Here is a 21,156-nt window from a genome sequence, read left to right on the forward strand (position 1 = left end):
GGCACCTCCAATATAATAACTATTTCTTATTTATTCGTTTTGGTATTCGTCTACAGCGAGACACGGTTAAGCCATAGACAAACATACTGTTATATTTTATAGAATCCTTTTTGTTTTGTCAATATTTATTCTAAAGAAAATACATATTTTTTCAAAAAAATACAATACTAAGAAAAAAAGGAGAATGTTATGCAAAATCGAACAGATCTAGCTTTAGAATTAAAAGAAGATATGGAAGAGACTTCTGCATTTTCTGGAGTTTCCGTAAAAACAAGGATTGATGCATCGCATCATATCAAAGAAACAAGAATTACCATTAAAAATAAAAAAGGAGAGCGGGCGTTTGGAAAACCAATGGGGCAGTATATTACGATTGAAACAAAAGATTTGGCATCGAATGATGGCGATTTTCATCGGGAAATGAGTCATGCCCTTTGTCAAAATTTACAGGAGATGATCGGAAAAGATGAAAAGATTCTTGTGGCGGGCCTTGGAAATGCTGCAGTAACAGCAGATTCCTTAGGACCCAAAGTCGTTAGCAATCTTTTTATTACCAGACATTTAAAGAAAGAGGGATTGATTAAAAACACAAGGCAGTTAAGTGCCATTGCTCCGGGCGTGATGGCACAGACAGGAATCGAGACAAGTGAGATTTTGGAAGCTCTTGTAGGAAAGACAAAGCCAGATATATTAATTGTTGTTGATGCGTTAGCGGCAAGGAGTGCACAGAGGTTAAATCGAACCATCCAGCTGAGTGATACAGGAATTGCTCCAGGATCTGGCGTTGGCAATCATAGGAATGAAATTACAAAACATACGGTTGGAGTTCCGGTACTTGCTCTTGGGGTTCCAACGGTTATTTCTGTGCCATCCATCCTTCATGATCTTGTATCAGAAAAGGAAAGAGAAAGAGCTATGCATCAGACAGATGAAGAATTTCTTTCCATGCATGTTACACCCAAAAATATTGACGAATCGATGAAAAGAATCAGTTATACGATTTCTGAGGGAATCAATCAATTACTGCATATTCGCCAAAAAGGTGAATAGAATGAAAACATGGGAAAAAATAAGAAACGGATTACAAAATTTTGTATTTTTTTATGTTTAGGTTTTCTGGTTTTACAACTTTTTTATCGTCCGGAAATGTTATCTGAGGCGGTTTATGGGTATTATGATGGCTTAATGGAGGGCCTGTTTCCATCTTATCACAATAAACGTCAGCCAATTTATGGGACAGTCCTGTCAAGAATGATTACGATTTATCGAACAGATGTCATGCCAGTTTTAAAATACAGTGAAGATTATAAAGAAACATCGGCACAGGATCTTGTGTCATTAAAGTATTATGATTTTGAAGATGATGAAAAAGAAGACACAAAGGTAGAAGAAATTCCAACAAAAAATGAAACATTCCATTTAAAAAAATGGGAGGATCCTGACTATTTGCGTAAGTATATTTATCAGGTGGATGCGACGACAAGTGTTACGAATGGAGAAATCAATGGTAAGGAACTTCTTCGAAAAGATTTACGCTTAAAGAAGACAAAAACACCACAAGTTCTTATTTATCATACGCATGGAAGTGAGCAGTATAAAGATAGTCGGCCAGGAAAAAAGGAAGACACTGTGATTGGAGTTGGAGATCGTTTAACAAAAAAACTTAGAGAAAACGGAATTTCTGTCATTCATGATCGACAAATTTATGATATCCGGAATGGAAAAGAAGAACGCTCCAAAGCTTATAATTATGCGGCAAGATCTGTGGAGGCATATTTAAGAAAATATCCGCAAATTCAGGTGGTGATTGATCTTCATCGAGATGGAGTCGGAGAAAATACCAGACTTGTCACAAGACAGAATGGAAAATCAATGGCCCAAATTATGTTTTTTAATGGACTTAGTCGGACAGCAAGAAATGGTGATATCAAATATTTAAGAAATCCAAATAAAGAAAACAATTTATCATTTAGTCTTCAGCTTCAGGCACAGGCAGCAAAAAAATATCCTGGATTTACAAGAAAGATCTATTTGAAAGGATACCGATATAATCTTCATTACCGTGCAAGAAGTCTTCTTGTAGAAGTGGGAGCACAAAATAATACGATTGCTCAGGCAAAAGCATCGATGAGTTTACTTGCTGAATTATTAAAGAATGTGTTATACTGAATCGAACGTTCTTTGGGATAGAACGATGAGATATAAGGAGGAAAATGAATGGCTATTGATCAAAGTAAAATTCGAAATTTTTGTATCATTGCTCATATAGATCACGGAAAATCAACACTGGCTGACCGTATTATTCAGATGACAGGGACATTAACAGACCGTGAAATGCAAGAACAGGTTCTTGATAATATGGATTTGGAGAGGGAACGCGGAATCACGATTAAATCACAGGCAGTGCGTATCGTATATAAAGCAGACGATGGAGAAGAATATATTTTTAATTTAATTGACACGCCAGGACATGTCGATTTTAACTATGAAGTGTCACGAAGCCTTGCGGCCTGTGAAGGAGCAATTCTTGTCGTTGATGCAGCGCAGGGAATTGAAGCTCAGACACTTGCAAACGTTTATCTTGCTTTAGATCATGATCTTGAGATCATGCCGGTCATTAATAAAGTAGACCTGCCAAGTGCAGAACCGGAACGAGTAAAAGCAGAGATTGAAGATGTGATAGGAATTGATGCAGAAGATGCACCGCTTGTTTCAGCAAAAACAGGACTTAACGTTGATCAGGTATTAAAACAGATTGTTGAAAAAATTCCAGCACCACAGGGAGATCCAAAAGGACCATTGCAAGGATTAATCTTTGATAGTATCTATGATGCTTATAAAGGTGTTATTATCTTTACAAGAATTAAAGAAGGAACTATTAAGGTTGGTACTAGAATGAAAATGATGGCAACTGGAGAATCTGCAGAGGTCGTGGAAGTTGGAACTTTTGGAGCAGGACAGTTTATGCCTTGCCAAGAGTTAACAGCTGGAATGGTTGGTTATGTAACAGCAAGTCTTAAAAATGTACAAGGAACAAGGGTTGGTGATACGATTACAGATATGGATCATCCTTGTAAAGAACCTCTTCCTGGATACAAAAAAGTAAATCCAATGGTATATTGCGGACTATATCCAACTGATGGGGCAAAATATCCAGATTTAAGAGACGCCCTGGAAAAACTGCAATTAAATGATGCGGCACTTCAGTTTGAACCAGAAACATCCATTGCTCTTGGATTTGGATTTCGATGTGGATTTTTAGGTCTTTTGCATCTAGAAATCGTGCAGGAACGTCTGGAAAGAGAATATAATCTTGATCTTGTAACGACAGCTCCTGGAGTTATTTATCGTATATATAAGACGGATGGAACGATGATTGAATTGACGAATCCATCCAATCTTCCAGATCCATCGGAGATCGATCATATGGAAGAACCAATCGTGACTGCAGAGATTATGGTAACTTCTGAGTTTGTAGGGGCAATCATGGGACTTTGTCAGGAACGTCGTGGAGTTTATCTTGGAATGGAATATATGGAAGAGACAAGAGCATTGCTTCGTTATGAACTTCCGTTAAATGAAATTATTTATGATTTCTTTGATGCGCTGAAATCACGTTCCAGAGGATATGCGTCTCTTGATTATGAAATGAAGGGATATGAGAGTGCACGTCTGGTAAAATTGGATATTCTGATCAACAAAGAAGAAGTCGATGCGTTATCCTTTATTGTGCATGAAGATACTGCTTATGAACGAGGACGTAAGATGTGTGCAAAATTAAAAGAAGAAATTCCAAGACATTTATTTGAAGTACCAATTCAGGCAGCCATCGGAAGTAAAATTATTGCAAGAGAGACTGTAAAAGCAATGAGAAAAGACGTTCTTGCAAAATGTTATGGTGGGGATATTTCTAGAAAAAGAAAACTCCTCGAGAAACAGAAAAAAGGAAAGAAGAGAATGCGTCAGGTTGGAAGTGTAGAGATTCCACAGGAAGCATTTATGAGTGTATTAAAACTGGATGAAGACTAAAGAAATGGAACTTTATGTACATATTCCTTTTTGTGCACAAAAGTGTAAGTATTGCGATTTTTGCTCTTTTCAGACATCCAAAGAGCAGATAGATTCTTATATAATACAACTAAAAAAGGAGCTTTTACAATGGGCATCTTTTTGCAAAGATCGAATGATTTCTACCGTTTTCATCGGAGGAGGAACCCCTTCTTTTATTGAAGCTTGGTATATAGAGATGATTTGTCAGATGATCCGCGAGAGATTTGTTCTGAAATCGAATGCAGAGATTACGATAGAAGCAAATCCAGGGACGGTGAGTCTTTCAAAATTAAAAAGCTATAAAAAAGCAGGGATTAATCGCATTAGTTTTGGGCTTCAAAGTACGAGAAAAGAAGAATTGGAGTATCTTGGAAGGATTCATACTTACGATCAATTTTTACAGAGTTTTGAGATGGCAAGAAAAGCAGGATTTGAGAATATAAATGTGGATCTTATGAGTGCGATTCCAAAACAGAATGTGCATACGTATGAGGAAACATTAAGAAAGATAGCCAAACTTCGTCCAGAACATATTTCTGCCTATAGTTTGATTATTGAAGAAGGAACCCCTTTTTATGAAGATAAACATTTGATGGAATATCTTCCTTCAGAAGAAGAGGAGGTCCTTATGTACCAGATGACGGGAAAAATCCTAAAAGAATATGGATATCAAAAGTATGAAATATCCAATTATGCAAGAGAAGGGTATGACTGTCAGCATAATCTAGGTTATTGGTCCCAGATTTCTTATTTGGGAGTGGGCCTTGGAGCTTCTTCCTATCTGGGAGGGAAGCGTTTCGACCGCACGAAACATATGGAAGAATATCTTAAAATTCAAGATTTTTCTAAAGAATATGAGCAGGCAAAGGAGTTGTCTGTGCATGAGGAGATGGAAGAATTTATGTTTCTTGGATTACGGAAAACAAAAGGAATATCCGTGAAAAAATTTTATCAATGCTTTGGAAAGAAAATAGAAGATGTTTATGGAACTGTGATTGAGAAAGCCATAAAAGACGGTCTTATGAAAAGAGATGGTCAATGGCTTTCTCTCACAGAAGCAGGAGTTCTTGTAAGCAATCAGGTATTATGTGAATTCCTGTTGGATGTCTAATAATTTTAAAAGATTAATGAGCCCCCAGCCTTGATGGTTTCTGGGGGTTCTTAATTTATCACAACTGTTTTTTAATTTCAGTTTTGCCTGTTTGTTCGTATAAAATGGATATTTTTCCAGAAGAAGAGCCATAGCACCGGAAACAGCAGGCGTTGCCATCGAAGTTCCGCTTTTTAGGCGATAACGTCCATTTGGATAGCAGGAATAAATATTCGTTCCAGGAGCAACGACATCTGGTTTCATAATACATGATTCTGTCGGACCTCTGCCGGAATAGTGATTTGACAAACGATAATTTCCAAAGATTTTTGTTGCATCATCACTGGCTCCAACGGTGATAATTTTGCGGCTGTTTCCAGGAATGGAAATACTCTTTGGTTTTGGACCATGATTTCCACCAGCAATACAGACAATCAGTCCGTCATCCCAAAGTTGCTCAACAAAATGAATAATCGCCCTGGCGGATGTGTCATCTTGTGTATTTGCGGCGCCGATTGAAATATTAACAATACGGATATGATATGAGTGGTGATGTTTGTGAATCCACTCAAGTCCTTCAATAAAAGCAGATGGAATTCCACTTCCTAGTCCATTTAATACTTTTAAGGAAATGATATGCGATTTTGGTGCAATTCCAAGATATCCACCAGAACTTGTTTGTGCTCCGGAAGAAGCAATGCCGGTAATATGTGTACCATGTCCATTATCATCATAAAGAGTCTGCTTTTTGTTTACAAAATCTTGAAAAGCAACCACTCTTTTTTCAATAGGAAAAAAATCTCTATGAGGATACAAGCCAGTATCCAAAAAAGCGATGCCAATTCCGCGACCGGAAAATCCAAGCCGGTGTGCAGCATCTGCATGAATTTGTTCGGAAATTAGCGGAAACATAAAAACCGAAACCTCCCTGTTATTATATTTATAGGATACGCATGTTTATGGATGGTGCGACAAAAATGTGCTAAGAATTTAAAAGAACACAAAATCTATTGACACAAGCAGATACAAATACTTATAATATTGTATACAATCATCAAACACAAAAGATTACATTTGAGAGCGACTGGAGGATTTATATGAAATTTTTGAGACAATTTATGATTATTCTATTTATTTCTTTTCTTGGAGAGACTTTAAAAATGTTCATACCATTGCCGATTCCGGCTAGTGTATATGGGCTTGTTTTAATGTTAATCTGTCTTTGCAGCGGTCTGATAAAACTCAATCAGGTAAAAGATGCAGCCTTTTTCTTAATTGAGATTATGCCAGTCATGTTCATTCCGGCAGCAGTTGGACTGATTGATTCATGGTCGGCATTAAGGCCTATTCTTTTCCCAGTTTTAGTTATTATTGTTTTGATTACAATTCTTGTTATGGCTGTAACTGGATTAGTTTCACAGAAAATCGCAAAGAAAAGAGGTATTGAAAATGAATAATATTTTTCAACAATCATTATTTATTGGGGCAGCAATTAGTTTAATCGCATATGAGATTGGACTTCTTTTAAGAAGAAAGTTTGCATTGGCAATTTTAAATCCATTATTGATTGGGATTGTCATTGTCATTGTTTTATTAAAAGTGCTTCATGTAGATTATAAGACTTATGACAGCAGCGCAAAATATATTTCTTATTTATTAACACCAGCAACAGTTTGTTTAGCCGTTCCGTTGTACGAACAGCTGAAACTTTTAAGAAAAAATTTAGCAGCTGTTGTTTGCGGAATTGTATCTGGAACAGTTTCCAGTCTTTTTGGAATTTTTGTACTTTGTAAAATATTTGGTATGACACATCAACAATATGTGACATTACTTCCAAAATCCATCACAACAGCCATTGGAATTGGCGTTTCAGAAGAACTTGGAGGAATTGTAACCATTACTGTTGCAGTGATTATCATTACTGGAATTCTTGGAAATGTTATCGCAGATGCAGTATTTCATGTTTTTAAAATCAAAAATCCATTAGCGAAGGGACTGGCGCTTGGAACCGCATCCCATGCGATTGGAACGGCAAGAGCTATGGAAATGGGACCAGTAGAAGGAGCAATGAGCAGTCTTGCGGTTGCAGTATCAGGATTACTAACGGTTATTCTTGTATCAGGATTTGCGCAGTTGATGTAAACAGGCTATAATGAAGAAAAAAAGAAAAGAGGAGGACTTTCGATATGGCATCCAAAAATTTGATTATTACAATTGGAAGAGAACATGGCACCATGGGAAGCAAGATTTCAGCAGGATTGATTGAAAAGTTGCATTTGCCACTATATGATAAAAATAGCTTGTTAGATGCAGTTCGTGGAACGGATGACTATGATGAACTGAATGCATTTTACAATGATCGTAAATCTAATAGTCTTCTATATGCCATTGCAATGAGCGAAAATATTGAACATTCTAATGTAGTGCCTTTTGGGATTATCAAAAAGATTATAGAAGATGGCGGCGGCATTGTGATGGACAGTTGCGGAAATTATTTATTTCGTGATCGACCAAATACTGTTCGTATTTTTTTGCATGCAAAAAAAGAAACTCGTATAGAAAATCTGATGAAATATATGAATTTGTCAAAACGGCAGGCAAAAAAAGAAATTGAGCAGGAGGACTCCAAACGGTATGATTTTCATAAGTACTATACGAAAGAAATTTGGGGAATGTCCAATGGATATGAATTATGCCTAGATGAAGGAATTCTAGGAATCGACGGATGCCTGGAAGTTATTTTTCATTATTTAAAAGTACGAGGATTGATCGATTAAAAATTGTAAGAAAAAAACGTGATAGAATAAAAACCAGCCAAAAGCAATGAAAGAAAACTCAAAGCTTGATAGCTGGTTTTTTAATGAACTTTTAATTAAATCCAATGAATTTTCTTGCAGCTTTATACATACCAAGAGTTGTTTTACGTCCAACAAATCCTGGAAGATTGACTGCGTATCCTACAACGTTATGGCGGATCTTACGATAAAGGGATTTATCTTTCTCATAGAGATATTTCCATAAATCTTTTTTCTTCTGCAGATCTTCTTTTGTCCCTGATTTCAGTGCGATGACAGAAGAAATACAAGTAATGATAGAAAGATAATGGCGCATATAGCGTGCTAACGGTTTGCTGTCAATATGGAACCCTGCAAGGTAATCAATCATAATCTTATTGACACGAATCTGCTGGTCAATTCGTTTGATCATATTTGTTTCATTCACGGATTGATCGTCTCTTCCGATAAAGTAGCGGTAAAAGTTGACATCTAGGTAATACATTGTCTTTACATATGGAAGAGGTTTGTATACATAAATGTTATCTACATAGAAGGTATGCTCAGGTAGTTCAAGATGGCATTCTCGGAGCAGAGCAGTACGGTAAATGACAGAATGCATTAAAATATACTGTCCAAGAGGGAAACGTTTGACGTTATCCCAGCGGAAAATTTTCTCTTTTGGAATTGCATGACGATAGTGAATCACAGCTTTTCTTTTTGCCCCTTGTTTTTCATAAACATAATTGGCAAGAAGCATATCAAGAACGGTTCCTTTTTCATAAAAATCAGATAGTGTTGTCAAGATTTTTTCGTAGGCAGCCTGGTTTACCCAGTCATCGCTGTCAACAACTTTTAAATAAATTCCGCTTGCATTTTTAATTCCTGCATTTACAGCTCCGCCATGTCCTTTGTTTTCCTGATGGATTGCCTTGCAAATATTTGGATATTTTTTTTCATATTCATTTGCGATATTTGCAGTATTATCAGAAGAACCGTCATTGATGATCAGAATTTCCACAGCATCGCCACCAGGAAGTAAAGTATCGATACAATGACGCATATATTCCTGGGAATTGTAACATGGTACAACAAAAGATAATAACTTCATAAAATAAACCTCCTTAAGGCAGTTTGTGTATAAATTAGCAAAGAGTTTCCCACTCTTCGTATAATGCTTCCAGAGAAGAAGAGATTTCTTCCTGTTCTTTTCCAAGTTTTGTAAGTTTCGCTACATCCGTTGCAACTTCAGGAATTAACATTTCTTTTTCAATTTCGGACTGGCGTTCTTCCAGTTCCATAATTTTTTCTTCTATTTTTTTGCGGCGATTTTCAATTTTTCTTTGTTTTGCCTGAAGTTCTTTTTGCTGTTTCCAATCTAGTTTTGCTTCGGTTGCTTCTTCCTGCGGATGCTCCTGTGAAGAAACTGTAATTTCTTTTTCTTTCTGATGAAGGTAATCTTCATAATTGCCAGAATAGGAAGTCAAACCGTGGTCTGAAATTTCAAGAATTCTCGTTGCTGTTTTATTGATAAAGTAACGATCATGAGAAACATAGAAAATAGTTCCTGTATAAGCATTCATCGCAGATTCTAAAATTTCCTTTGACTGAATGTCCAAATGGTTGGTTGGTTCATCAAGGATAAGGAAATTCGCATGGGAAAGCATTAGTTTTGCCAGAGAGACACGTCCTTTTTCGCCACCGCTTAAAGAGGAAATTGGACGAAAAACGTCTTCTCCGTAAAAAAGAAACGCAGCCAGCGTATTTCTAATTTTAGTATTATTTAAATCTGGGAAAGCATCGGAAATTTCATCAAAGATTGTTTTTTCATCATCTAAATTATCTTGTGCCTGATCATAGTATCCAATGGATACAGCAGAACCAAGCTCGATGGTACCAGCATTTTTGCTGATCTTTTTACAGATAATCTTTAATAAAGTTGTTTTTCCAGTACCGTTTGGACCAATTAATGCAACTCGTTCTCCACGGTAAATATGGCAGGAAAGATCATGAAATAACGGTCTTGATCCGAAAGATTTTTCCACATTTTTTACCATAAGGACATCATTTCCGCTAATAACCTCCGGTTCAATGGAAAGACGCATATCAGCATTATATTCTCTTGGCTTTTCTAGGATTTCCATTTTATTTAAAGCTTTTTCACGACTTTCTGCGCGTTTAATGGATTTTTCACGGTTAAACTGTTTTAATTTTTTAATTACCTGTTGCTGATGCTTGATTTCTTGTTGCTGGTTTTCATATTCTTTTTTTCGGATTGCTTTGATCTGATCTCTTTTTGCCATGAACTGTGTGTAGTTTCCATCAAATAACATGGCTTTTCCAAGTTCAATTTCCATCACTTTGTTGACAATTTTGTCAAGAAAATAACGATCGTGAGACACAAGAATCACTGCACCTTTATAGTGACTTAAATAGTTTTCTAACCATTGGATTGATGCAACATCCAAATGGTTGGTTGGCTCGTCTAGAAGAAGGATTTCTGGATTCTTTAAAAGAAGTTTTCCAAGAGCTACACGGGTCATCTGTCCACCAGAAAGATTACAAATTTGTTTGGAAAAATCGTCTTCTGTAAATCCAAGTCCTTTTAAAATTCCAGTGATTTCACTCTTATATGCAAATCCGTTCAGCTGCTCAAACTGATGTGTTGCATTAGTATACTGTGTCATTTTTTGTTCCAAAGCGTCTCCGCTTAAGTGTTTCATTTCCTGTTCATAAGTACGCATCTGTTCATCTAATAAGATAACTTCTTGTTTTACAGATAGAAGTTCATCAAAGATCGTATGGTCGGAAGTATGATTTTGATGTTGAGCAAGATAACCGATGGAAGTATCTTTTTTCATGGAAATCTCACCTTCATCCGGAGTCAGTTCGCCTACAAGAATTTTCAGTAGGGTCGATTTTCCAGCCCCGTTATATCCAATGATCGCCAGACGATCGTTTTCATTCAGATGAAAAGAAATATGATTTAAAACAGGTTTTTCTACAAAGGTCTTGCAGATATTCTGACATGATAAAATCATAAAAATCTCCTTTTGTTTTTTGTTCTGTCTTTGCCATAGAGAAAGAATGGCACTATGAATCAGAATATCATATTTTAAGAAAAAATGGAATATTTTTTGTAAAAACAACAAAGAGTTAGCAAAATTGGCAGGACCAATATAATAGAAGAAAGTGGATCGGAAAGATTGACAGATATTAGACAATCTTATATAATAAAAAATAGAAAATGTGTTTGGAGGAAATGAAATTGGGAAACTCAACAAAGAGTATTTCATCTGCTGTGATCAAACGGCTTCCGAGATACTTTCGTTATCTTGGCGTGCTAAAATCAAAGAATATTACCAGAATTTCTTCTAAGGAACTTAGCGAACAGATGATGGTAACGGCTTCGCAGATCAGGCAGGATCTTAACAATTTTGGAGGATTCGGCCAGCAAGGGTACGGTTATAATGTGGATAATCTGTACACAGAGATCGGAAAGATTTTAGGACTTGACAAGCGTAATGATATGATTATTGTCGGTGCAGGAAACCTTGGTCAGGCGTTGGCAAATTATCAGTCATTTAATGAAGATTATGGATATAAAGTTATGGCATTGTTTGACGTTAATCCAAAATTGATTGGAATTTCAGTGAGAGGTGTCAAGGTTCTTGATATTGATGAAATGGAAGATTTTATCAAACATCATAACATTAAGATTGCTGCATTGACACTTCCAAAAGATCAAGCTCCGGAGATGGCGAAACGTCTTGTAAAATGGGGAATTAAAGGAATTTGGAATTTTGCTCCAATTGATCTTCATCTGCCACATGATGTTACCGTAGAAAATGTACATCTTGCAGAAAGCTTAATGACATTGACTTATAATATTCATAGCAGGGAAGAAAGTGAAGAATAAGAAATGATCATCGGAATCGGAACGGATCTGATAGAGATCGAACGGGTTGCACAGATGATGAAACGACATAGGGTTCTTGACCGTGTTTTTACAAAAAATGAATTATTGCATGCAAAAGGGCGAGCATCTGTGCTCGCCGGAGATTTTGCGGCAAAGGAAGCCGTTTCCAAGGTATTTGGAACCGGCTTTTTCGGTATAGAACCTTTTGAAATTGAAGTTTTGCGAAATGAAAAAGGGGCACCGTATATCAAATTGTTTGGAAAAGCAAAGGAGATGGCAAGAAAGATGTCTATTAAAAAAATTCATCTGTCTCTTACAAATACGGAATATTATGCACAGGCTTTTGCGATAGGAGAAGATTTATGAGATATGATGTATTAAAAAATGAAGAAATGCAAGCTGTGGATAATGAAACAATCCACAAGATGAAAATTCCAGGCCTTGTTTTGATGGAGAGAGCTTCTTTTGAAGTTGCTCAATGTGTAAAAAAATATGCCAAAAACGATGCAAGAATCCTTGTAGTCGCAGGAATTGGAAATAATGGAGGAGATGCTCTGGCTTGTGCCAGAATTCTTTTGGAAGATGGATATAATGTTGATTATATAATTGTTGGTAAGAAGGAAAAAGCATCTGATGATTTAAAGCTTCAGCATACCATTCTTGAAAATCTTGATTATTCAGAGAAAACATCTGTAAATTTTTCTGATTATGATGTAATTGTGGAAGGAATTTTTGGTGTTGGACTGTCAAGAGATGTTGGCGGTATTTATCAAAATGCTATCGAACAGATCAATCAGTCAAAGACAATGGTTATCTCGGTTGATATTCCATCCGGAATTAGTGGAGATTCTGGAAAAATTCTTGGCTGTGCTGTACGGGCGGATCATACGGTTACATTTGGCGGATATAAAAGAGGGCAGCTTTTATATCCAGGAAGGGAATACTGTGGTATTATACATTTAAAGTCTATAGGATTCCATGATAAGACAATTAAAAAATATGCTTCAGCAATGACTTTAGAAGGAAATGGAAGGGATCTGATGCCGGAAAGAAGTGCTGATTCCAATAAAGGAAGTTATGGAAAAATTTTGATTGTCGCAGGAAATGAGACTATGTCAGGTGCCGCATCTTTTGCATCGGAAGCAGCTCTTCGAATGGGAGCAGGTCTTGTAAAAGTTTTGTCGGATGAAGGGAATCGACAGATTCTGCAGACAAGAATTCCAGAAATTTTATTTGCAAATCGTAGTCAGTTAGAACAATCATTGAATTGGTGTGACTGTATTTTGTTTGGACCTGGTGTCGGTGTTTCACAGGAAACAAAAGAGATGTTAGAAATGATTTTTGCCTGTGGGAAAAAGCCGTTGGTGATTGATGCTGATGGGTTAAATACGATTAGTCGTTATAAAATAGAAACAGATTATACGCCAGGCCTTATTTTAACTCCTCATTTAATGGAAGCTTCTCGCTTACTTTCAAAGCCGATTAGCCAAATAAAAGAAAATCTTTGTCAGACTGCTTTGGATTTGTGTGAAAAATTTCATGCGACGGCTGTTTTAAAAGATGCCGCAACGATAGTTGCACATGACGGCCAGAAGTTGTATATTAATCAGAGCGGCAATCATGGAATGGCAACCGGAGGAAGTGGAGATGTTCTTGCTGGAATGATTACAGGACTTTTAGGAGGCGGGCTTTCTGCTTATGAAGCAGCAATCAGAGGTGTTTATCTTCACGGAAGTGCCGGGGACCTTGCGAAAGAAAAAAAAGGACCTTATAGCATGATTGCTTCCGATATTATAGATGAGATAAAAAATATCACAAAAGGAGATTAAAGTTTATGAACGAATACTATCGAGTGCATGCAGTTATCGATTTGGATGCAATTTGCCATAATATTAAAGAAGTAAAGAGAGTTATAGGACCAGATGTGAAAGTAATGCCGGTTATTAAGGCAGATGGATATGGACATGGGGCCGTCCCGATTGCAAAAGCTCTAAATGAAATTGGAGCAGATGCTTTTGCAGTAGCAATTATCGAAGAGGGAATCACTTTAAGAAAAAATGGTATTACTCAGCCTATTGTGATTCTTGGATATACTTCAGAATATCAATATAGCTCTTTGATTCAATATGAAATCCAGCCAACCGTATTTTGTTATGAGATGGCAGAATCTTTGTCAAAAATTGCAGCGGCGCTTGGACAGAATGCAAAAATTCATATCAAATTGGACACTGGAATGAATCGTATTGGATTTAAACCAACAAGAGAATCTTTAGAGATTGTAAAGAAAATTTCAAAACTTCCAAATATTAAAATTGAGGGAATCTTTACGCATTTTGCTTGTGCAGATGAAGCGGATAAGACATCTGCTAAGAAGCAGAAAGCAGAATATGATAAATTCATTGGATGGCTTTCAGAAGAAGGAATTGAAATTCCAGTAAAACATGTCTCAAACAGTGCTTCCATTATTGATATGAAAGATTGGAGAATGGATATGGTGCGTTCTGGAATTATCACTTATGGTCTTTATCCTTCAGAAGAGGTATCCAAAGATGTATTAGATTTAAGACCAGCAATGTCATTAAAAACACATATTGTTTATATTAAGGAAGTTGGTCCTGGAGAAGGAGTCAGTTACAATCATACGTTTGTTACAAAGCGAAATACAAAGATTGCAACGATTCCGGTTGGTTATGCGGATGGATATCCAAGAGCTCTCTCATCAAAGGGAAGGGTTTTGATTCGCGGACAATATGCTCCGATCATTGGACGTATTTGTATGGATCAGTTTATGGTTGATGTGACAGATATTCCGGATGTATCTGTTATGGATGAAGTGACTTTAGTTGGAGTGGATGGAGAAAACAGAATTTCTGTAGAAGAAGTAGCGAATGGAGCAGGCTCTTTTAATTATGAATTTGTCTGTGGTGTTAGTAAACGAGTACCTAGAGTTTACATGCAGAATGGAAAGATCAAAGAAGCCATAGAATATATGGGAAAATAACTCTTAACTGAATAAATTTGAAAGAAATGTCTATACTCTTCATAAACTAGGTAAGAAAGGAATGGAGAGTGAGAATGCTTATGGTAATTAAGCGAGGAGATATTTTTTATGCGGATCTTCGGCCAGTGATCGGATCAGAACAAGGCGGGATTCGGCCAGTGATTATTTTGCAAAATGACGCAGGAAATCGTTACAGCCCGACCGTTATATGTGCTGCGATTACAAGTAAAATGAATAAGGCGAAGCTTCCGACCCATGTACCACTTGATTGCACAAAATGTCAGTTGGAAAGAGACTCTGTGATTTTACTGGAACAGATACGTACGATAGATAAAAGTAGATTAAGGGAAAAAGTCTGTCATTTAAATTGCTCTTTTCTTGACCAGGTAGATCAGGCATTACGAATCAGTTTAAATCTTGATACATAATGTGGAAACATTGACCTTTTTGCGGGAAAATGGTATATTTATCTCAGTTTGCGATAAAATTTCGTAAAAAAAGGAGAATGAAAAAATGGAAATAAGCGGTGTCCCCCTGCTTTTGATTATTCTTGCGGGAATCATTCTTGGATTCGCTGTGGGATTTCTTGTCAGAGGCAGTAGAGACGAAAGAAAAGAACAAAAGAAAAAAGTAAAAACAAATGAACAAGAACATGAAGAAGACGATGATAATGAGTATGAAGAAGAAATCATGAACATTGTCCATGAAGGTCACGAACAGGGCGAGATCATGGAAGGGGAAGCCAAGATGATCACCAATATTTTTGAATTTGGTGATAAAGACGTTACGGATGTTATGACATCAAGAAAAAAGATTGATGCCATTGAGGTTTCGACATCCATTGAAAAAGCATTAAATCACATGGTAGATGAGCCATATTCAAGGTATCCTCTTTATGAAGAAGACATTGACCATATCGTTGGTGTTCTTTATTTAAAGGATGTTATCGATGCATATCTGGAAAACAAAGATACTACACTTTCTGAAATTGCGAGAGAACCATTTTTTGTTCATCAGACGATGAATTTATCTGCATTGTTTCAAAATATGCAGACAAAGAAGATTCATATGGCTATTGTAATTGACGAGTACAGTCAGACAGAGGGAATTGTTTCCATGGAAGATATGCTGGAAGTAATCGTTGGAAATATTTTAGATGAATATGATGTGGAAGACAAGGATATTACGAGACTTGGATGGTCTGGACTTTACCTGATGAGGGGAAGTACCCGCTTGGAGGAAGTGGAAGATGTTCTTGGAATCAAATTCCGTACCGAGGATATTGAAACATTAAATGGATTTTTAATTGATCAGCTGGGACATTTACCAGAAGACAATGAAGAAATAGAGATTATCTATGAAGGATATTCTTTTAAATCTGTGGATATTCATGAAAAAATGATTCGACAGGTAAAAGTAGAAAAAATAAAAAGGAAGGAAGATAAAGATGTCAGGACACAGTAAGTTTGCGAACATCAAACACAAAAAAGAAAAAAATGATGCAAAGAAGGGAAAAATCTTTACCGTTATTGGAAGAGAAATTGCGGTTGCAGTAAAAGAAGGCGGACCGGATCCGGACAATAATAGCAGACTTCGTGATGTCATTGCAAAAGCAAAGGCAAACAATATGCCAAATGACACCATTGAGAGAGGAATTAAAAAAGCAGCAGGAGATGCTGATTCTGTCAATTACGAACAGATTACATATGAAGGATATGGGCCAAGCGGAGTTGCAATCATTGTTGATACATTAACAGATAACAAAAACCGTACTGCATCCAATGTAAGAAATGCATTTACAAAAGGAAACGGAAATGTTGGAACTCCTGGATGTGTCTCTTATATGTTTGAGAAAAAAGGACAGATCATTATTGCAAAAGAAGATTGTGAAATGGATGCAGATGATTTAATGATGATCGCTCTTGATGCAGGAGCAGAGGACTTTGCAGAAGAGGAAGACAGTTTTGAAGTAATCACAGCACCAGATGACTTTAGTCAGGTTCGTGAAGCTTTGGAAAAAGAAGGAATTGAGATGGCAGATGCAAATGTTACAATGATTCCTGGAACAATGGTAGAACTTACAAGCGAAGAAGATATCAAAAATATTCAAAAAACATTAGATCTTCTCGATGAAGATGATGATGTACAGGAAGTTTACACAAACTGGGATGAATAATTTGGATATATAAAAATCTAATTTAAGATATGTATTATTATGGCAGGTAGTCTTTTGGATTATCTGTCATTTTTTTGATAAAGAAGATTTAAGAGAGGATCTTTTGTTAAAAACAAATAAAAAAAATAACAAAAAAATCAGAAAATATAAAAAATGCACAAATAAAAACTGATATTATGTTGAAAAATCAGAAACAAAGTAGTAAAATAAAAATAACATATCGTTCGTGTATTTTTTAAGGAGGGAATGACAATGGAGTTAAAAAAACTACAGTATGTAGTGGAAGACGGCATTGGTATCATTACAATGAATTACATGAAAAATCTCAACGCTATTGATGATCAAATGGCAGATGAATTAATGTATGTTGTAGATGCATGTGAGAATGATCCAAAAGTCAAAGTAGTTGTCATCAAAGGTATGCCAAAGGCATTTTCTGCTGGAGGAGATATCGGTTACTTCTATGACCTGATAAAACAGGGCGGCGACGTGAATATGGACTCTTTAATTAGTAAAGTCGGTAATGTAACCGACGGCTTAAAACGTATGAGTAAACTTGTAATTTGCCAGGTAAGCGGGGCAGCAGCAGGGGCAGGAGTTAGTCTTGCTTTTTCTGGAGATTTTGTTGTGTGTGCAGACAATGCAAAGTTTATTATGGCATTTGTAAATCTTGGACTAGTTCCTGATACTGGAGGGACTTATCTCCTTGCGAAAACACTTGGAGCACAAAAAGCAATGGAACTTTGCATCACTGGGCGTCCAATGAAGGCGGCAGAAGCAAAAGAAGCTGGTATTGTCTATGATGTTGTGCCTGCAGAAGAACTTGATGAAACAGTAATGAAACTAGCCAGAAAGTTTGCATCTGGGCCATTACTCTCTTACAAAAATATTAAAAAACAGATTTATCAGGCAAGTTTTGCTGACTATAAAACATATCTGGATGAGTGTGAAATTCCTACACAACGTGAATGTGCAGCATCAAAAGATTTTATCGAAGGTGTAAAAGCATTTATGGAAAAACGCAAAGCAGAATTTAAAGGTGAATAATTGTTTTGCTTCTATGAATGGAATCTCAAAAGTTTTCCCTCCCACGGGATTAGAGATGATCATAGAAGAATAAAAGGAGGGATTCCATTGAAATCAAAGGTGGTAACAAAAGAGGAGGCACTTGCGAAACTTCATGATGGACAGTTGATTATGTTTGGAGATTGGCATGGAGAGTTTGCTGCGGATGAGATTATTGACGGAATGCTTGAAAAAGGAATCAAAGATATTGATGCAATTGCGGTTTCTGCCGGAATGCCAGATCAAGGGGTCGGAAAATTAATCAATGACCATAGAGTAAAAAGTTTGATTACAACGCATATTGGTTTGAATCCAGTTGCAAAGGATCAGATGTTTGCAGGAGAGCTTGAAATTGAATTTAGTCCTCAGGGGACATTTGCGGAGCGGATCCGGTGTGGAGGAGCAGGACTTGGAGGATGTTTGACTCCAACTGGTATTGGTACAGACGTGGAAAAAGGTAAGGAAAAACTTACAATTAACGGAAAAGAATATCTTTTGGAACTTCCATTGCATGCAGATGTTGCGTTAATTAAAGCAACAAAAGCCGATACGGCCGGGAATATTGCATTTCGTATGAACTCCAGAGCAACGAATAGTACAATGGCTTATGCAGCAGATCTTGTAATCGTTGAGGTAGAGGAACTTGTGGAACTTGGAGAGCTTGGTCCGCAGGAAATTGATGTACCAGCGCCGATTATTGACATGGTTTATGTAAGAACCGGAGAAAAGAGACCGATGTGTCCGATGTGGAAACGGGCAAAGGCAAAAGCGGAAGGAGGGAAAGCATAATGGCAGGACTGACAGGACGCGCATTAATTGCATCAAGATGCGCAAAGTTTTTTAAGGATGGCGATTTTGTAAACCTTGGAATTGGAGTTCCGCTTATGTGTGTCAATTATCTTCCAGAAGGAGTTGATCTTTGGCTGGAAGCAGAAATTGGAACGGTTGGAAGTGGTGCGTCCCCTTCTTGGGATGAAGCAGATGTCGATATCATTGATGCAGGTGGACAGCCAGCATCTGTGATTAAAGGTGGAAGTGTGTATGATCATGAAACTTCTTTTGCATTTATTCGTGGCGGACATATTGATGCCGCGGTGCTTGGAACGCTTCAGGTTGATCAGGAAGGAAATATCGCGAACTGGACAATTCCAGGGAAACTCGTTCCTGGTATGGGCGGAGCAATGGATCTTTGTGCAGGTGTAAAAAAGATTATTGTGGCAACCGATCACTGTGAAAAGAGTGGAAAGTCAAAAATATTAAAAAAATGTACGCTTCCATTAACAGGAGCTCATTGTGTGACAGATATTGTAACAGAAAGATGTTATTTTGAGGTAACGGAAGATGGTCTTGTTTTAAGAGAAATCGCGGATGGCTACACTGTAGAAGATATTCTTGCATGTACCGACGCAGATGTGATTGTTCCAAATGAAATCGGGATTATGGAATAAGAAAGATGAAATAATTCTAAAAGAAATATAAACTCCCTTGATTTAAATATAACAGGATGATATGATGCTTATCAGATATAAAAATGAAAGAAGGGAGTAGCTATATGTATTATCCATATGGTTTATTTGATCCAACCTATATCTTGATTATCATCGGAGCTGTGATTACGATGATTGCATCGTCAAAAATGAATTCTACTTTTCGTAGATATTCAAGAGTAAGGTGTCATTGTGGGCTCACAGGTTCCCAAGCAGCAGAACGAATTTTACAACATGCTGGAATTTATGATGTTTCCGTGGAGAGAGTTCGAGGAGAACTTACCGACCATTATGATCCAAGAAGTAAGACGCTTCGCCTTTCAGATTCCACATATGGATCTGATTCAATTGCCGCAATCGGAGTGGCAGCACATGAATGTGGGCATGCTGTTCAGCACCAAAAAGGATATGTACCATTGACGATTCGTGGTGCACTTGTTCCAATTGTAAATATTGGCTCTAATTTATCTTGGGTGTTTATTATTGCTGGAATTTTCTTAAGTATGAACCAAACATTGCTTCATATTGGAATTGCTTTATTTTCTCTTGCAGTTATTTTTCAGCTAGTAACATTGCCAGTTGAATTTAATGCATCGGCAAGGGCATTAAGAATTCTTGGAAGTACAGGAATTATGTATGGAGAAGAAGTAGATCAGACAAAAAAAGTATTAAAAGCAGCAGCCTTAACTTATGTGGCAGGTGCAGCAGCAGCCTTACTAAGTTTACTTCGATTGATCATTTTGTTTGGAGGAAATGACAGAGACCGATAATATAAAAAATAAGTAATAAACAAAGGAATGTTGTCAAAGAAGATGATAGACAACATTCCTTTTTGTATGGAATTTATGGTTAAGAAACGACATTTTGATTGGAAGAATAGTCATCATTTGTATGGTGAATTTTTTCTGTTCCAGCCTGGATGGCTGTTTCATAATAATGGCATTTGTGATCAATAATTTTTAGCATATTTTGTAGATTTTCAATTTGTCTTAAGGTTTCTTCTCGACGTTCAAGAAACATTTCATAACGAAGTTTTAAGGTTTCATCCCCTTCCATATACCAGTCAATATATTGACGGATTCCTTTGATAGAAAGACCAGTACTTTTAAGACATTCGATCAGTACAAGCCATTCAAGATCACTATCTTTGAATCTTCGATCCCCTGATTTATTTCGTTCTACAAAAGGAAGAAGACCTTCTTTATCATAGTAGCGTAGAGTGGATGGCGAAATGTCCATTTTTTTTGATACTTCTCCAATGGTATACATGTTTTCAATTCCTTTCTATAAATGCTGAGCAGAGTGTGCAGTAAGAAGCAACAGTGTTGGTGAACATACTAAACGGTATTTTCTTTCGCATATTAGTATCTTCTTTACATCCAAACATATATTCTGTATCATTATATTATAAAATACAATGTTTTTCAATAATTGGTGTGCCAACAGAATGATCTTAAATGAAGATGGTTATGCAGCTGTCAACATTATGCAAAAGGCAGTTCCTGATATTTGGAATGATGTACTGTATGGGGGAGATAATCATTGACTTAGAGTGAACTTTAAGTGATAAAATAAGTTTACTTATGATAAAGTA

At 36.7% G+C, this 21,156-nt stretch carries 22 protein-coding genes; 18 read left to right on the forward strand and 4 right to left on the reverse strand.

Annotation, left to right across the window (positions count from 1 at the left end; genetic code table 11):
* Window positions 1-189: 189 nt before the first annotated feature.
* From gpr to hemW, 4 genes are read left to right on the forward strand one after another with little or no spacing between them, the layout of a single operon-like run.
* Window positions 190-1,050, forward strand: a complete 861-nt coding sequence (gene gpr, locus KQI71_RS06810) for a GPR endopeptidase (protein WP_216435168.1) — start codon at window positions 190-192, stop codon at window positions 1,048-1,050.
* A gap of 9 nt (window positions 1,051-1,059) precedes the next feature.
* Window positions 1,060-2,169 carry a stage II sporulation protein P gene (gene spoIIP, locus KQI71_RS06815; protein WP_216435169.1) on the forward strand — a complete coding sequence of 370 codons (1,110 nt, stop codon included), beginning with the start codon at window positions 1,060-1,062 and terminating at the stop codon, window positions 2,167-2,169.
* 48 nt (window positions 2,170-2,217) lie between these two features.
* Window positions 2,218-4,029: a translation elongation factor 4 gene (gene lepA / locus KQI71_RS06820; protein WP_216435170.1), complete on the forward strand. Its 1,812-nt coding sequence runs from the start codon at window positions 2,218-2,220 to the stop codon at window positions 4,027-4,029.
* Window positions 4,019-5,161: a radical SAM family heme chaperone HemW gene (hemW, locus tag KQI71_RS06825; RefSeq protein ID WP_216435171.1), complete on the forward strand. Its 1,143-nt coding sequence runs from the start codon at window positions 4,019-4,021 to the stop codon at window positions 5,159-5,161. Before lepA ends, hemW begins: the two co-directional genes overlap by 11 nt.
* Here hemW and KQI71_RS06830 read toward each other — a convergent pair.
* Complete coding sequence (locus KQI71_RS06830; protein ID WP_216435172.1) at window positions 5,135-6,052, reverse strand: S8 family peptidase; 918 nt, start codon at window positions 6,050-6,052, stop codon at window positions 5,135-5,137. The two genes, hemW and KQI71_RS06830, sit on opposite strands and share 27 nt — an antisense overlap.
* Before the next feature lie 185 nt (window positions 6,053-6,237).
* Here KQI71_RS06830 and KQI71_RS06835 point away from each other — a divergent pair, with 185 nt between their 5' ends.
* The 3 genes from KQI71_RS06835 to KQI71_RS06845 are packed head-to-tail and all read left to right on the forward strand — an operon-like array spanning window position 6,238 to window position 7,917.
* Entirely contained in the window at window positions 6,238-6,597 is a 360-nt protein-coding gene (locus KQI71_RS06835; protein ID WP_216435173.1) for a CidA/LrgA family protein, read from the forward strand.
* Entirely contained in the window at window positions 6,590-7,282 is a 693-nt protein-coding gene (locus tag KQI71_RS06840; RefSeq protein WP_216435174.1) for an LrgB family protein, read from the forward strand. The genes KQI71_RS06835 and KQI71_RS06840 overlap by 8 nt, the downstream gene beginning before the upstream one ends.
* 44 nt (window positions 7,283-7,326) lie before the next feature.
* Window positions 7,327-7,917 (forward strand): cytidylate kinase-like family protein, encoded by a 591-nt coding sequence (locus KQI71_RS06845; RefSeq protein ID WP_216435175.1) that lies wholly within the window; start codon window positions 7,327-7,329, stop codon window positions 7,915-7,917.
* A 91-nt stretch (window positions 7,918-8,008) separates the two neighbouring features.
* Here the strand turns inward: KQI71_RS06845 and KQI71_RS06850 are convergent, their stop codons facing one another.
* Window positions 8,009-9,025: a glycosyltransferase family 2 protein gene (locus KQI71_RS06850; RefSeq protein WP_216435176.1), complete on the reverse strand. Its 1,017-nt coding sequence runs from the start codon at window positions 9,023-9,025 to the stop codon at window positions 8,009-8,011.
* A gap of 34 nt (window positions 9,026-9,059) precedes the next feature.
* A complete protein-coding gene (locus KQI71_RS06855) occupies window positions 9,060-10,955 on the reverse strand; it encodes an ABC-F family ATP-binding cassette domain-containing protein (protein WP_216435177.1) in 1,896 nt (631 codons plus the stop codon).
* 227 nt (window positions 10,956-11,182) lie between these two features.
* Between KQI71_RS06855 and KQI71_RS06860 the strand changes: the two genes are divergently transcribed.
* The 11 genes from KQI71_RS06860 (at window position 11,183) to KQI71_RS06910 (ending at window position 20,332) form a co-directional block, all read left to right on the forward strand.
* Window positions 11,183-11,833 (forward strand): redox-sensing transcriptional repressor Rex, encoded by a 651-nt coding sequence (locus tag KQI71_RS06860; RefSeq protein ID WP_216435178.1) that lies wholly within the window; start codon window positions 11,183-11,185, stop codon window positions 11,831-11,833.
* A gap of 3 nt (window positions 11,834-11,836) precedes the next feature.
* Window positions 11,837-12,199, forward strand: coding sequence for a holo-ACP synthase (gene acpS / locus KQI71_RS06865; protein WP_216435179.1), 363 nt, complete (start codon window positions 11,837-11,839; stop codon window positions 12,197-12,199).
* Window positions 12,196-13,662, forward strand: coding sequence for an NAD(P)H-hydrate dehydratase (locus KQI71_RS06870; RefSeq protein ID WP_216435180.1), 1,467 nt, complete (start codon window positions 12,196-12,198; stop codon window positions 13,660-13,662). The genes acpS and KQI71_RS06870 overlap by 4 nt, the downstream gene beginning before the upstream one ends.
* A gap of 5 nt (window positions 13,663-13,667) precedes the next feature.
* Window positions 13,668-14,834 (forward strand): alanine racemase, encoded by a 1,167-nt coding sequence (alr, locus tag KQI71_RS06875; protein WP_216435181.1) that lies wholly within the window; start codon window positions 13,668-13,670, stop codon window positions 14,832-14,834.
* An 80-nt stretch (window positions 14,835-14,914) separates the two neighbouring features.
* Window positions 14,915-15,262 carry a type II toxin-antitoxin system PemK/MazF family toxin gene (locus tag KQI71_RS06880; RefSeq protein ID WP_216435237.1) on the forward strand — a complete coding sequence of 116 codons (348 nt, stop codon included), beginning with the start codon at window positions 14,915-14,917 and terminating at the stop codon, window positions 15,260-15,262.
* A gap of 85 nt (window positions 15,263-15,347) precedes the next feature.
* Window positions 15,348-16,298 (forward strand): hemolysin family protein, encoded by a 951-nt coding sequence (locus KQI71_RS06885; protein ID WP_216435182.1) that lies wholly within the window; start codon window positions 15,348-15,350, stop codon window positions 16,296-16,298.
* Window positions 16,282-17,010: a YebC/PmpR family DNA-binding transcriptional regulator gene (locus KQI71_RS06890; protein ID WP_216435183.1), complete on the forward strand. Its 729-nt coding sequence runs from the start codon at window positions 16,282-16,284 to the stop codon at window positions 17,008-17,010. Before KQI71_RS06885 ends, KQI71_RS06890 begins: the two co-directional genes overlap by 17 nt.
* Window positions 17,011-17,262: 252 nt before the next feature.
* Window positions 17,263-18,057: an enoyl-CoA hydratase/isomerase family protein gene (locus KQI71_RS06895; RefSeq protein ID WP_216435184.1), complete on the forward strand. Its 795-nt coding sequence runs from the start codon at window positions 17,263-17,265 to the stop codon at window positions 18,055-18,057.
* A gap of 87 nt (window positions 18,058-18,144) precedes the next feature.
* The gene (locus KQI71_RS06900) at window positions 18,145-18,864 is read left to right on the forward strand and encodes a 3-oxoacid CoA-transferase subunit A (protein WP_216435185.1); all 720 of its coding nucleotides are present in this window, start codon (window positions 18,145-18,147) and stop codon (window positions 18,862-18,864) included.
* The gene (locus tag KQI71_RS06905; RefSeq protein ID WP_216435186.1) at window positions 18,864-19,523 is read left to right on the forward strand and encodes a 3-oxoacid CoA-transferase subunit B; all 660 of its coding nucleotides are present in this window, start codon (window positions 18,864-18,866) and stop codon (window positions 19,521-19,523) included. Before KQI71_RS06900 ends, KQI71_RS06905 begins: the two co-directional genes overlap by 1 nt.
* Window positions 19,524-19,627: 104 nt before the next feature.
* Entirely contained in the window at window positions 19,628-20,332 is a 705-nt protein-coding gene (locus KQI71_RS06910) for a zinc metallopeptidase (protein WP_216435187.1), read from the forward strand.
* A gap of 79 nt (window positions 20,333-20,411) precedes the next feature.
* Here the strand turns inward: KQI71_RS06910 and KQI71_RS06915 are convergent, their stop codons facing one another.
* Entirely contained in the window at window positions 20,412-20,831 is a 420-nt protein-coding gene (locus tag KQI71_RS06915) for a MerR family transcriptional regulator (protein WP_216435188.1), read from the reverse strand.
* Between the last annotated feature and the right edge of the window lie 325 nt (window positions 20,832-21,156).

Origin of the sequence: Anaerostipes sp. MSJ-23 (genome assembly GCF_018918155.1) — a bacterium.
Taxonomy (GTDB): Bacteria; Bacillota; Clostridia; order Lachnospirales; family Lachnospiraceae; genus Anaerostipes.